This window comes from Vulcanococcus sp. CPBay_Sum15L08_68, assembly GCF_017855895.1.
GTDB lineage: Bacteria > Cyanobacteriota > Cyanobacteriia > PCC-6307 > Cyanobiaceae > Vulcanococcus.
Genome location: NZ_JAFMFX010000051.1, coordinates 1 through 12,214, shown reverse-complemented (window position 1 = coordinate 12,214; position 12,214 = coordinate 1). Strand labels below are relative to the sequence as shown.

At 64.7% G+C, this 12,214-nt stretch carries 13 protein-coding genes and 2 tRNA genes; 4 read left to right on the top strand and 11 right to left on the bottom strand.

All coding sequences use genetic code 11. The features are described 5' to 3' along the window. Positions 1 to 41: 41 nt before the first annotated feature. The 3 genes from mtnB to QZ189_RS08550 form a co-directional block, all read right to left on the bottom strand. A complete protein-coding gene (mtnB, locus tag QZ189_RS08560; protein ID WP_296416679.1) occupies positions 42 to 680 on the bottom strand; it encodes a methylthioribulose 1-phosphate dehydratase in 639 nt (212 codons plus the stop codon). 13 nt (positions 681 to 693) lie between these two features. After that, on the bottom strand, positions 694 to 1,551 hold the full coding sequence (locus QZ189_RS08555; protein ID WP_296421540.1) for a DNA-formamidopyrimidine glycosylase: 858 nt from the start codon (positions 1,549 to 1,551) through the stop codon (positions 694 to 696). Positions 1,552 to 1,659: 108 nt separating this feature from the next. Continuing rightward, positions 1,660 to 1,869, bottom strand: coding sequence for a photosystem I reaction center subunit IV (locus tag QZ189_RS08550; protein WP_010315087.1), 210 nt, complete (start codon positions 1,867 to 1,869; stop codon positions 1,660 to 1,662). A 110-nt stretch (positions 1,870 to 1,979) separates the two neighbouring features. Here QZ189_RS08550 and QZ189_RS08545 point away from each other — a divergent pair, with 110 nt between their 5' ends. After that, positions 1,980 to 3,023, top strand: a complete 1,044-nt coding sequence (locus QZ189_RS08545; protein ID WP_010315089.1) for a hypothetical protein — start codon at positions 1,980 to 1,982, stop codon at positions 3,021 to 3,023. Positions 3,024 to 3,033: 10 nt separating this feature from the next. Further along, positions 3,034 to 4,518 (top strand): ATP-dependent DNA helicase RecQ, encoded by a 1,485-nt coding sequence (locus QZ189_RS08540; protein ID WP_296416673.1) that lies wholly within the window; start codon positions 3,034 to 3,036, stop codon positions 4,516 to 4,518. Here QZ189_RS08540 and QZ189_RS08535 read toward each other — a convergent pair whose 3' ends face one another. From QZ189_RS08535 to QZ189_RS08500, 8 genes are all read right to left on the bottom strand, one after another. Continuing rightward, positions 4,519 to 5,631, bottom strand: coding sequence for a LysM peptidoglycan-binding domain-containing protein (locus tag QZ189_RS08535; RefSeq protein ID WP_296421539.1), 1,113 nt, complete (start codon positions 5,629 to 5,631; stop codon positions 4,519 to 4,521). Between the two features lie 85 nt (positions 5,632 to 5,716). After that, a complete protein-coding gene (locus QZ189_RS08530) occupies positions 5,717 to 7,066 on the bottom strand; it encodes an aldehyde dehydrogenase family protein (RefSeq protein WP_296421538.1) in 1,350 nt (449 codons plus the stop codon). 84 nt (positions 7,067 to 7,150) lie between these two features. Beyond that, positions 7,151 to 7,402, bottom strand: a complete 252-nt coding sequence (locus QZ189_RS08525; protein ID WP_010315097.1) for a hypothetical protein — start codon at positions 7,400 to 7,402, stop codon at positions 7,151 to 7,153. A gap of 30 nt (positions 7,403 to 7,432) precedes the next feature. Further along, positions 7,433 to 7,972, bottom strand: a complete 540-nt coding sequence (locus QZ189_RS08520) for a hypothetical protein (RefSeq protein ID WP_296416676.1) — start codon at positions 7,970 to 7,972, stop codon at positions 7,433 to 7,435. Positions 7,973 to 8,021: 49 nt separating this feature from the next. Next, positions 8,022 to 10,088 carry a sensor histidine kinase gene (locus tag QZ189_RS08515; protein WP_296421537.1) on the bottom strand — a complete coding sequence of 689 codons (2,067 nt, stop codon included), beginning with the start codon at positions 10,086 to 10,088 and terminating at the stop codon, positions 8,022 to 8,024. Next, on the bottom strand, positions 10,089 to 10,646 hold the full coding sequence (locus QZ189_RS08510; RefSeq protein ID WP_296421535.1) for a response regulator transcription factor: 558 nt from the start codon (positions 10,644 to 10,646) through the stop codon (positions 10,089 to 10,091). It lies immediately after the preceding gene. A 248-nt stretch (positions 10,647 to 10,894) separates the two neighbouring features. Then, positions 10,895 to 10,966: transfer RNA gene (locus tag QZ189_RS08505), tRNA-Thr, on the bottom strand. A 10-nt stretch (positions 10,967 to 10,976) separates the two neighbouring features. Further along, positions 10,977 to 11,058: transfer RNA gene (locus tag QZ189_RS08500), tRNA-Tyr, on the bottom strand. 92 nt (positions 11,059 to 11,150) lie between these two features. On the opposite strand from QZ189_RS08500, the gene aroQ reads away from it, so the two are divergent. Further along, the gene (gene aroQ, locus QZ189_RS08495) at positions 11,151 to 11,591 is read left to right on the top strand and encodes a type II 3-dehydroquinate dehydratase (protein WP_296421534.1); all 441 of its coding nucleotides are present in this window, start codon (positions 11,151 to 11,153) and stop codon (positions 11,589 to 11,591) included. Continuing rightward, the coding region (locus QZ189_RS08490) for a tRNA-(ms[2]io[6]A)-hydroxylase (protein ID WP_296421533.1) at positions 11,588 to 12,214 on the top strand (627 nt) is incomplete at its 3' end. The genes aroQ and QZ189_RS08490, both read left to right, overlap by 4 nt.

The window sequence follows — 12,214 nt, the reverse complement described above, 5'->3', positions numbered from 1 at the left end:
GTCCCTTCGATATCAAGAAGGATGTGCGTAACGGTCATCATTTATTTGGCCAGGATTGCCTCGAGAAGCAGTTGCCTCCAGCGCTGCTCCAGTAGAAACTCCAGGATCTCTAGGTGACGCATCGCACTGCCCAGGCTGCGTCCCCAGGCATAGAGCCCGTGGCCGGCAATCAGTAGTCCCTGGGGTGCGTTGCTCAGCAGCGGTCTGGCCTGCGCTGACAATTCAGAGAGGTTCTGATTGTTCGCCAGGACAGGGACCTCCACGGAGCAGTCGTGGGTGTTGATGCCATCCAGCCCCTTGAGCATCTCCAGGCCGCTCAGCTCGAGCTTGCCCTGTTTGCTCTTCAGGGCCCACTGGGAGAGGAGCGTTCCGGCCTGCGAATGGGTGTGCAGGACTGCACCGGCTCCGCAGGTTTTCACGATCTCCAGGTGCAGGGCGGTCTCGGCGCTGGCTTTGCCATTGCCCAGCACCACATGCCCTTCCCGATTCACCTGAATCAGATCGATCGGAGCAACCGCCCCCTTGTGCACTCCGCTGGGAGCCATCAGCAGGCGAATGGGGTCCCCATCCAGCAGACAGCTGAAATTGCCGCCCGTCCCGTCGCACCAGCCCCGCCGATGGATCTCAGCCATCGCTCCGCACAGGGCCTTGGCGAGGGCTGTGGTGTTGGCATCGGGCATCGTCGCGTCCCGCTCAGGGGGTTCTTCCACCCTGGCAGGAGGGGCACCAGTGGCTGCTGCGGCCGCCCAACTTGTCACGACGGATCGGTGTGCCGCAGACCCGGCAGGGCTCGCCGGTGCGGCGGTAGACCCAGGCGGCATTGCCGTAGTTCCCATTGGTTCCCGTCAGGTCACGGAAATCACTGAAGGTGGTGCCGCCTGCCCCAATGCTGGTGGTCAGCACCTCCACCAAGGCGCTGTGCAGCCGCTCCAACTGCTTGAGCTTGAGCGATCCAGCCCGCTCCTCAGGCGCGATGCCGCTCATGAACAGGGACTCATCCGCGTAGATATTCCCCACGCCGGCCACCAGGGCCTGATCGAGCAGTGCCGTCTTGATGGCCCGCGATGACCCTTTGAGTTTCTGCCGCAGGTACTGGGGCGTGAAGGCCGCGCTGAAGGGTTCTGGGCCAAGGCGTTTCAGCCCCGTCATCACCGATTCCAGCGGTTCACCGGGGGGGACCCACCACATCTCACCGAAGCTGCGCAGATCCACGAAGCGCAGCTCCTGGCCTTCGGGATTCCAGAACCTCACGCGTGTGTGGCTGCAGGGTTCCTTGGCGGTCTCCATCCAGAGGAACTGACCGGTCATCCGCAGATGCACCCCCCAGTGACCAGCGTCCTCTTCAGATCGCTTCAGGCTGGCCATCAGATATTTGCCGCGTCTCATCCATTGATCGACGCTGCATCCCTCCAGGGCGGAGCAGAACTGCGCGGGGACCGGTGGAGCGGCAATGGCCCGGGCCCGCAGCACCTCGACCCGCTCAATCGTGAAGCCACGGGTCTGGCGTTCGAGTCCGCGGCGCACCGTTTCCACTTCGGGGAGCTCTGGCACCCGTGATCCCTGACCGTTGGTGGCCACAGATTGCCACGCAGACCAGACAGCAAAAATCCCCGACCTGAACCCAGGCCGGGGATCACTGCGAGATCTTGAGCGCCTGGATCAGGCCTTCTCGAGTTCGCTCTCGGCGAAGTTGTTGGTGTTGATGCCGCCTTCGGAGCCGCTGACGCCGTTGTAGTTCACCTTCTCGAAGCGCACCACGACGGGGTAACGGATGCCGGAGGTGTCGATGGAGGCAACGGTGCCCACATCGTTGAACCAGTAGGACTCAGGACGCTTGATGCGCACCTTGTCACCGCGGGAGATGGCCATCGCTGCGCTGTAAAGGGGTGGCTGTCATTGGGAATTTACCCGTAGCGGGAGTCCCCAAAGCCAGCCCGTCACGAAACGTGGCACCATCGACCTCCACTGAGCGTTTCCCCATGGCCGAGGCCCCCTCCTTCAGCCTCGACTTGCCTGATCCCGAAAGCGACAGCATCAGCTCGATGGAGTTCCTGGCCCGCATTGAGGAGGCCTGGGCCATTTGTGATCGCTTTGACCTGCAGACCGAGATCTGGCGGGGCCGGATCCTGCGCAGCGTGCGGGACCGGGAGCGCCGTGGCGGCGATACCCGCGGGGGCGGCTTCCTGCAGTGGTTGCGGGAACAGGAAATCAGCAAAACCCGCGCCTACGCCCTGATTCAGCTGGCCGAATCCGCCGATCACATGCTCGGGGAGGGGGTCCTGGAGGAGACCAGCGTCAACAACTTCTCCAAGCGGGCCTTCATGGAGACGGCCCAGTCCGATCCAGAGGTGCAGCTGATGATCGGCGAGGCCGCCAACGACGGCCAGCAGATCACCCGTAAACAGGTGCGTCAACTCACCGACGAGTTCACGGCAGCCACCAGCCCGCTCCTGCCGGAAGAGATTCGGGAACGCACGGCGAACAATCTGCTTCCGCCCAAGGCCGTTGCCCCCCTGGTGAAGGAGCTGGCCAAGCTGCCCGACGACCAGCAGGAGGATCTCCGCAAGGTTCTGCGTGAAGAGCCCGAGCTCGAGCGGGTCAAGGACGTCACCAGCACCGCCCGTTGGTTGAGCAAAGCCTCGGAAGCCGGCCTGGCCGTTCGGGCCTTCCAGCAGGGGGAGCTGGATCTCGATAAGGCGATGCAGGAGGCCCTGCGCCTTGATGCCCTGGGACTGCTCTCCGATGCCGTTGGGCAAGCCCAGGCCCTGGAATCGGCGGTCCTCAAGCTCCACACCAGCTGGCGCCGCCTCAACGGTCTTCAGGAGCGTCTCTGGGTCGAGAGCGGCAGCAGCACCCCCCACCTGCGGGAGCTGCTGACCGCCCTGCAAACCCTCAGCGGCAACACCATGCGCGTCTCCCTCGGGGAACTCGCCGGCGGTAAGCGCGTGCGCTTGCAGTTGGTGGAGGAATCCCCCGATCAGCTCGAGGCTCCGGCAATCGCGGTGCTGGCTCAGGCCGGCTGAGATCCGCCTGATGAGCGATTCCCTCGACTCCGCCCTCCAGGAGCACTTCGGCTGGTCTGCCTTCCGCCCTGGCCAGCGCCCGGTGATTGAGGCGATGCTCGCTGGCCAGGACTGCCTGGCGGTGCTCCCCACCGGTGCGGGGAAATCCCTCTGCTATCAACTCCCAGCCTTGGTCCGGGAGGGTCTGGTGCTGGTCATCTCGCCCCTGGTGGCGTTGATGGAGGACCAGGTGCAACACCTGCAGCGAAGGGGTATTCCAGCGGCCTGCCTGCACCGCGGTCTGGATCCCATGCGCCGGCGAGACCTGCTGCAGCGGGTGCGCAGCAATCGCCTGCGCTTGCTTTATCTGGCGCCCGAACGGCTCCAGGTGGAGGCCACCCGGCGCTTGCTGGAGGAGATTCACGAGGAGGGGAAACTCGTCGGGCTGGCCATTGATGAGGCCCACTGCATCAGTGCCTGGGGCCATGACTTCCGCCCGGACTACCGCCGCCTGGGTCAGTTGCGCCGGCTCTGCCCTGGGGTGCCGGTGGTGGCCCTCAGTGCCACCGCAGCCCCCCGGGTCCGCGCCGATCTGATTCGCCTGCTGGAGCTGCGGCGTCCCCTGATTCAGGTGCGCTCAGCCCGGCGCGACAACCTGTCTTATGTGATGCGCCGTCGTCCGGCGGACCCCCTGCCGGAGGTCCTCAAGGCGCTGGAGGAGGCGCGCGGAGCGGTCCTGATCTATGCCCGAACCCGGCGGTCTGTGGAGAGCTGGGCCAAGCGCCTCAGCGACAGCGGAGTCGAGGCGATCGCCTATCACGCCGGCATGGATCCAGAGAGTCGTGCCCTGGCCTTGACCCATTTCCAGGAGCACGAGATGCCCGTCCTGGTGGCCACCGTGGCCTTTGGCATGGGTGTCGATCGGCCGGATGTGGGCTTGGTGCTGCACCTGGATCTTCCGGCCAGCACCGAGGGGTACCTCCAGGAGTCCGGCCGCGCCGGCCGTGATGGCCTGCCCGCACGCTGCATCGTGCTCTTTGACCCCGAGGACCGCTCCAGCCTGGCCTGGGCCATTCGCTCCTCGGCCGAGGAATCCGGGGATCCGCAGGACCGCACCCGCGCAGAGCTCTCCCAGCAGAAGCTGCGGCGGATGGAGGCGGTTGCCGAGGGGGCGGGCTGCCGTGAGCAGGCCCTGCTGCTCTCGGTGGGGGAGCTGGTTCCCCCCTGCGGTCGCTGCGATCGTTGCAGCCAGGCCCCGCGGGTGCGGGACTGGTCTGAGATGGCCTCCCAGGTCCTGGAGCAACTGGACCAACGCAGCGGTGTGGACCTGCGCAGCCTCGGCGAGGACCTGGCCAAGGCCGAAGGGGATGAGGTCGATCAGTGGCGCTGGTTAGCGCGGCGCCTGGTGCAGGAGGACCTGATCAGCGAAAGCGATGACGGCAGTCAGCGCCTCTGGCTCAGGCCTGCGGGCCGCCGCTTCCTGCGCCAGCCCTGGACCCTGAAGCTGGCGGCCTGATCAGCCGGGCTTGGCCTTGCAGAGATCGGTGATCAGCCGCTGCTCAAAGTCGCTCTGGGGGGCATCCCAGGTCTTCCAGGCTCCCGACTGACCGGTGGCATTCAGGCGCTTGGCGTTGCAGTTGATGGCCAGGTAGAGGGGCTGCCCTTCGCTGTTGAGGCTTGGGGCCACGTAGCTGCCGCCCATGGCCTGCCAATTGGCCCAATCCACCTGCAGGGGGCCATAGCTGCGCCAGTCGGGCGTGCTGCCCGCGGCGGTTGTGCTCGATGCCTGGGTTTTGCTGACCTCGGCCTTGGCAACCGTTGGTTTGGCGGCTTCAGCCTTGACGGGCTCAGCCTTCTTCTCGGGCTGGGTCACCACGGTTGTTGCTGCGACGGTGGTGGCCACCGAGGGCTTGACCTTCACCGGTTCAGCTTTGGCGACTTCGGTCTTGGCGGGTTCAGGCTTGGCCGCAACGGGCTCAGCCTTTTTCACTGGCTTGGCGGCCACCACTGCTGCGGGCTTTGGCTTCGGCTTGGCGGCAACAGGAGCAGCGGGCTTGGGCTTGGGTTTGGGCTTGCTGGCGGCGCGCAGGGTCAGGGTGCTGCCGGCCATGACCTGGTTGGGGTTGCTGATGCCGTTGATGGCGATCAGGCGCTGCATCGAAACGCCGTAGCGATCGGCGATGGAGGAGAGGCTCTCGCCGGGTTGCACCTGGTGGGTCTTGGCGTTTTTGTTCACGGCCACCCGCGGGCGGGCGCTGGCGCCAGGCACCTGGATACGGCTGCCAGCCCAGAGGTCGTTGGCATCCCGCAGGCCATTGAGCTGGACCAGGCGGTTGACGCTGGTGCCGTAGCGATCGGCAATTTCAGAGAGGGTCTCGCCCGCTTTGACCGTGTAGTTGCCCGATCCCCCACCGCTGTAGACGTTGCCCGGCACCTTGATGCGGCTGCCGGCCCAGAGGTCGTTGGCATCCCGCAGGCCGTTCATCTCCATCAGCCGATTGACCGTGGTCCCGTAGCGATCGGCGATTTCGGAGAGGGTCTCACCGCGCTTGACCACCACCTCGCCGGCCAACCCCGGAAGGGGAAGCAGAAGGGCCAGGGCTAAAGCGGCGGCAGAGCGGCGGCGCATTGGGTTTAACAACGGTCGACTGGGCGCACCATACGGGGCCTGGAGGCGGGCGCCAGTCCCCCTCCCATAAGGCATGGAAATGGCTTCAGCCCAGGAGTCGTCGCATCAGGGGGAGTCGTCCGGCGTAGGGGGGATAACGGAAGGGCAGATCCAGGGCAAAGGGCCGGCGCAGAACGCTGCGCTGGTGGGAAAAGGTGTCGAAGCCAGCCTTGCCGTGATAGGCCCCCATGCCGCTGGCGCCGACGCCGCCGAAGGGGAGTTCGGGAACCCCGACCTGCATCACCACATCGTTGAAGCAGACACCACCGGAGCTGGTGGTGTTGAGCACCGTCTCTTGGCTCTGCTGGGAGCTGCTGAATAGATAGAGAGCAAGCGGTTTGGGGCGTTGGTTGATCCACTCGATCGCTTGCTCCAATCCATCCACCTCGAGGATTGGAAGCAGGGGACCGAAGAGCTCCTCCTGCATCAGCGGATCCTCGCGATCGTTCACCTGGATCACGGTCGGGGCGATCCGGCGGCGTTCCGGATCACAGGTCCCCCCCAGCAGCACCTGGCCCCGCTCGCGGGCCCGCTCAAGCAGGGCGCTAAGCCGCGCGTACTGCGCGTCGTTGACGATCGAGGCCAGGTCGCTGGAGTCCAGAGGCTCCTCGCCAAAGCAAGCCGTGAGGCGCTCGCCCAGGGACTGAATGAGTGACGTCCGGGCGCTGCGCTCCACCAGCAGGTAGTCCGGGGCGATGCAGGTTTGCCCGGCGTTCAGGCACTTGCCCCAGACCAACCGGCGGCTGGTGACCTCGAGGTCTGCATCCCTGAGGACCACCGCCGGGCTCTTGCCCCCAAGCTCCAGGGTGACGGGGGTGAGGTGCTGGGCTGCAGCGGCCATGACCAGCTTCCCGATGCGCTCTCCGCCAGTGAAAAAGATGTGATCAAACCGCTCAGCGAGTAGGGCCTGGGCGGTGCTCCCATCCCCTTGGACCACCTGGACGATCTCGGGCGGGAAGGCCTCCCCGATCAGGCTGCTGATCAGCTGAGCCGTTGCCGGTGCGTGCTCCGACGGTTTGAGGATGGCGGTGTTCCCGGCCGCTAGGGCACTGACGAGGGGCTGAATCGCCAGGTGGAACGGGTAATTCCAGGGGCCGATGATCAGGACGCAGCCCAGGGGTTCAGCGATCACTTCCGCGCGACCTGGCCGCTGGCTCAGGGGAACGCTGACCTTTTTGGGGGCGATCCAGCGCCGTAGCTGCCGGCGGCAGAGGCTGATCTCTTGGCGAACGGCGACGACCTCGAAGTAGGCCTCGACATCAGGCTTCCCCAGGTCCTTGGCCAGGGCCTCCAGGACGGCGTCGCTGTGGGCGCTGAGGGCGGCATCGAGTCGATCCAGTTGCTCGAGGCGCCACTGCAGCGGGCGGGTGGTTCCACCCACAACCAGCTGACGCATCGCAGCGATGGGGGTAGTCAGCTGGAGCACAGATGGACGGGCAGGGCTTGAGACACCCTATGGACAGCGGCGGAAATCCCGTGGTTAGGGCTTGGGTGACTTCGCCATGAAGCCCTTGCTGGGGAGTTCGGAGTCCGCCTCGGGGCTCACGGACGGAGGGGTGGCCGAGAGCTTGGATTCAATCCAGCGGGAGAGGACATAGATGCCGATGAACATCGGCACATAGATCACGCCCGCGCTGCGTTGATCCAATTCCAGTTGGCTGACCGCCGCAACGCCCGCGCTGCTCAGCCCGAAATAGATCAAGACCCGGCGCAGTGCGATCGACTTCAGCATCCCTAGAGCTCCCCGGTCTTGTTCAGCATTTCATGGGCTCTGGAGATCCAGCACCTGCTGAATGGCAGGGGTTTGGATGAGGTCCTGACGAAGCAGTGCGTAGATCCGTTCTCCGGCCACCGGCCGGCTGATCAGCGCGCTTGAGGCTGGCAGAAGAGGGGGCTCACTGAGCAGAACAAGATCCAGGAGTCGCCCCTCCAGCAGTGCGGCCAAGCGCTCGGGCTGCCGGCTGCCCGTCAGGGGCAGCGCTGGGGGAAGCCGCAGGCCGAGGTCACCCAGCAGCAATGGCTCATCGAGGCTGTGGAGCCAGCGCAGTTGGCTCGGCATCAGAGCCAGACGCATCTGCTGTGAGGCCAACCGCAGGCTCGCCAGCAAGGGCTGATTGGCTTGGGCTTGATAGAGGCCGTTGCTCCGTTTTTGGAAGTCCAGATTCAGGACTTGGCTGACATGGCGGTAGATCCGAGAGACCGAGCTCTGGTCGCGCTGGATTCGCTGGGCCACGGCGGTCGTGCTGCTGGTGATCTCCAGCAGATCCAGCACCGGGATCCCTTCCAGCAGTAGGTCCGCCAAGGCCTTGACCCCGAGGTATGCACACCGTGCATGACCCCTATAGGTCTGATCAATCCCCAGAACTGGGTAGGGCAGGGAAGCGCAGCCGCAGCAAGGCGCCTCCTTGGGGGCTGGTGGCAACGTCCAGCTGGCCGCTGTGGTTCTCCATGGTGGTTTGCACCACAAACAGCCCCAGGCCACTGCCGCTGGCTTTGCTGGTTTGCAGGGGGAGTTGATCGAGCAGGCTTTGCGGCAGGCCCGGTCCGTTGTCGGCGACGTCCAGGCACCACTGATCCCCCTGGGCCTCGATGCTGATGCCGATCCAGGGCTTGGCGGTCTGGGCGTCGATCAGGGCTTCGGCGGCGTTGCGCAGCAGGTTGACGATCGCGATTTGGATCTGCACCGCATCGCCTTCAATCCAGGCGGGGGCGTCCTCGCGTTCCAGGGCCATGCTGTCGATGGCCACGCGGGCCGTGCTGCCCCCCGAGCGGGCGTAGAGCAGGGCGCTCTGGCTGATCTCCCGCAGGTTCAGGCGCTGATGCTCTGTTTGGACGTTCCTCAGCAGGGCACGCATCTTCTCGATCGTGAGCACGACGCGATCGGCTTCGTGGCGAATGCCCTCCACCTGTTGCTTCCAGCCGCTGGGGAGCGCGCTGAGGTCGACGTTCTCCGTTTGCTTGATCAGCAGCTGGCTGTTGAGCAGCAAGACGCTGAGCGGTTGATTGATTTCGTGGGCCACGGCAGCAGCCTGCAGGCTGCTGCGCAACTTGTCTTTCAGCAGTGCCAGGGTTTGGGCATCGCGGTAGCGCTCTTTCTCTCGCGCTTCCGCCAGGCTGGCTTCCCGTTCCCTCAGCTCGCTGGTGAGGCGGTTGTAGCCATCCACCAGTTGCCGTAGGGCTCCATCCAGGGAGACCAATTCTTCTCCGGACTGATCGGTCACGCCGCTGTGGAACTGCAAACTCTCCGGCTGCAGTTGTGATGTGGCTTGACTGAGCTTCTGGCTGAGTTGCTCGGAGGTGCTCTCGAGCTGGCGTAAGGGATAGAGCAGGCTGCGGATCTGTCTGTTGGTCAGGGCTGCAGCTCCGGCCAGGGCTCCGGCTGAGGCCAGCAAGGCGATTAGGGCGTCCCGGTCAGCAGCGGCCGTGCCGGGCTCCACCGTGAGGCTGGTCAGCAGGATCCAATTCAGTCCTTCATCGGTGCCCCAGGGCGTGGCCACCAGGGAATAGGGATGGCCATCGATTTGGGCACGCTCGGGTTTGCCGTTGGCTCCCCCCTTGAGCCGTTGATGGAGGGCTTGCGCCATCGGGTCGCTCAGCGCGGCCAATCGGGAGCGCTCCACTTGGCCCTTACTGCGGCTGAGGGTTTGGCTGGGTCTTGAGCTCGCCACCAGGGTGCCGTCGGGCTCCACGATCAAGGCCAAACCATCGCGGCCCTTCCAGACCTGCTCGAGCCAGGTGCTCAGTTGGGAGAGAACCATGTCGACCCCCACCACCCCAAGCAGGTTGCGGTTGGCTCCAAAGAGGGGCGCGTTGTAGGAGATCGAGAAAATCTCGGGCTGGTCTTCCCAGGCGTAAATCGAACTCCAGAGGGGTTTGCCTGCTTTGGCCGTGTCGGTGTACCAGGCTTCCTCGTGGGTTTCGGTCATGCCTGGAATGCGCTCCAGCAGCTCACCCCGTTGTCCCTGCTTCATCGCATAGACAGCCATCGAGCCCCGGCCGCTGCGACTGGTGTCTTCGTTGAGCAGCAGCTCTCCGTCATCGCCGCGCTCCATGCCGATGAAACGGCCGTCGGCTCCGCCGTAGTTGATGTAATCCACGGGGAAGGCACGCATCTGGTTCCAGAAGCGCTCGGCCATCGCCGCATACTCCGAAACACGTCCTGGGTTTTGCTCCAGCCAGGCGAGGTTGAGGGTGTTGATCCAGCGGGGGTAGCTGAGCTTGCGGGAGAGACGCGTCGAGAGTTCCACCACCGAGGCGTTTTGGCGGTAGGTCTCGCTGATCTCCAGGCCGCTGCGTCGGCCGATGGCGAAACTCAGCACGCTGAGGCTGCCTCCGACGAGCACGAGCTGAAGCGCGCTCAGCAGGGCCAGCCGATTGGCCAGTTTTCTGGGGGTGCTCAGCAAGTGACGTGGAGCCATCTAGGTGTCTTGGGCAATGGTGAGGGGGGCGAGCCGCGAGGCTTGGTGCACCAGTTCGGCGCCAGAGAGTCCCAATTTCTGGGCGATGGCTTTGCGGTGGGTTTCCACCGTGGCGATCGATAGGGCGGTCTCTTTCGAGATCTCCTTATTGCTGAGGCCTCGGCCAATCAGGGCATAGATCTCCTGTTGGCGCGGTGTCAGCGTTGCGATGGGTTGCGGCACCAGTTGCTCGAGAACCTGATGCAGTTGCTGGAAGGCGGCTGTCTTGTCCACAACGCCGCAGATTTGGCTCAGGAGCTCAGGCGGACAGACAAAGCTGGAGGCCTGGCCGGAGAGCACCACAACCTTGGACTCTGGCGACCGCCGATGCAGGGCCCGGGCAACGTCCAATCCCTCGCCATCCGGCAGGGCCAGATCGAGCACCAGCAGGTCGGGTGCATCCAGCTCGCAGAGCTCCTGGGCTTCTTGGCAGCTGGTCGCTGAGCCGATCACTTCAATGCCGGCCATGGCTTCCAGTAGCGAGCGCAGCAGCTGAAGAAACATCAGCTGGTCTTCCACGATCAAGCAACGCAGTGATTGTGGGGGTGTTCCGCTCAAGAAGGCCGACGGATTCGTGGTTGAAAATTACCAACCAGCACGTTCAAGCCGCTCGCCAATCTTGTGGTTCTTCATCAAGGTATCGGCTGAAATGTGTATCACTGGGGCCCCTGATCTGGCCCGCGTGCGGGTCATTGCAATAAAAAACCGGCTTGAGAGCCGGTGGGGTGACAAGTCTGGTGCCGCTTGACTTGTCGGTGATTTTTGGAAGCCCTTGACGAGACTTGAACTCGTGACCTCTCCCTTACCAAGGGAGTGCTCTACCGCTGAGCTACAAGGGCATGTGGAAGGTGGGCCGGGTTGGATTTGAACCAACGTAGGCAGAGCCAGCGGATTTACAGTCCGCCCCCATTAACCACTCGGGCACCGACCCGAACCACACCCCAAGAACTTACCAGCCGGTGGGGCCCCACTAGGCACTCTCCCTACGATCGCCGCAGTGGACCTTGACCCTGGCCGGCACCGATGCATCTGCTGTTGCTGAACGGCCCCAACCTCAATCTGTTGGGACAGCGTGAGCCGGGGCTCTACGGCGCCGACACCCTCGATGCCATCGAGCAGCGGCTGGGCGCAGAAGCGGAGGCGCTGGGCGTCCAGCTCAGTTGCTTTCAGAGCAACCACGAGGGAGCCCTCGTCGATCGGATCCATCAGGCCCGCGGCCAGGTGGACGGGATCTTGATCAACGCCGGAGCGCTCACCCATACCTCGATAGCCCTGCGGGATGCCCTGCTGGGGGTGGCCATTCCCTATGTGGAGCTGCACCTGAGCAACGTGCATGCCCGCGAGGCCTTTCGGCATCACTCCTATCTGGCCGACAAGGCGCTGGGGGTGATCAGCGGCTTTGGACCGGCCAGCTATTCCCTGGCGCTCCAGGGCTTGGTGGCCAAGTTGCGGACGCAGCCATGACCGTGCTCCTGGAGAGCCAGGCGGCTCGGGTGAAGTGGCTGGCGGCCCCCAGCTCCCAGGCCTGGCTTGAGCAGGCCGTGGCCCGCGCTGATCTGGTGCTGATTGACCACGCCCACTGCGAACGCAAGGCGGCGGGGGTCGCCCTGCAGTTGATGTTCCGCTATCCCTCCGATGAGTCCTTGGGCGCGCAGCTCAGCGCCCTGGCCCGCGAAGAGCTGGAGCACTTTGAGCAGGTTCTGGCGCTACTGCAGCGCCGCGGTATTCCCTTGAAGCAGCTGCCGGCTCCGGCCTATGGCTCCAGCCTGATGGCCCAGGTCCGCAAGGCGGAACCCCAGCGGATGCTGGACACCTTTTTGGTGGCGGGCTTAATCGAGGCCCGCAGCCATGAGCGCATGGCCCTCTTGGCGGCCCATAGCCCGGATGCCGAGTTGCAAGCCCTCTATGGCGAGCTCCTGGCCAGTGAAGCCCGCCACTTCGGGCTCTATTGGGTGCTGTGTGAGCAGCGCTTTGGCCGGGAGGTCACGGTGGAGCGCCTGCAGGAGCTGGCGGCCTTTGAAGCCCAGGCCCTCAGCGGCAGCTTGGAGCGTCCGGAGTTGGTTCGGATGCACTCGGTGGGCATCCAG

Coding starts and splice junctions, on each gene's coding strand:
- mtnB (WP_296416679.1), bottom strand. CDS start 680: ATGCCCGATGCCAACACCACAGCCCTCGCCAAGGCCCTGTGCGGAGCG.
- QZ189_RS08550 (WP_010315087.1), bottom strand. CDS start 1,869: ATGGCCATCTCCCGCGGTGACAAGGTGCGCATCAAGCGTCCTGAGTCC.
- QZ189_RS08545 (WP_010315089.1), top strand. CDS start 1,980: ATGGCCGAGGCCCCCTCCTTCAGCCTCGACTTGCCTGATCCCGAAAGC.
- QZ189_RS08540 (WP_296416673.1), top strand. CDS start 3,034: ATGAGCGATTCCCTCGACTCCGCCCTCCAGGAGCACTTCGGCTGGTCT.
- QZ189_RS08535 (WP_296421539.1), bottom strand. CDS start 5,631: ATGCGCCGCCGCTCTGCCGCCGCTTTAGCCCTGGCCCTTCTGCTTCCC.
- QZ189_RS08530 (WP_296421538.1), bottom strand. CDS start 7,066: ATGCGTCAGCTGGTTGTGGGTGGAACCACCCGCCCGCTGCAGTGGCGC.
- QZ189_RS08525 (WP_010315097.1), bottom strand. CDS start 7,402: ATGCTGAAGTCGATCGCACTGCGCCGGGTCTTGATCTATTTCGGGCTG.
- QZ189_RS08515 (WP_296421537.1), bottom strand. CDS start 10,088: ATGGCTCCACGTCACTTGCTGAGCACCCCCAGAAAACTGGCCAATCGG.
- aroQ (WP_296421534.1), top strand. CDS start 11,151: ATGCATCTGCTGTTGCTGAACGGCCCCAACCTCAATCTGTTGGGACAG.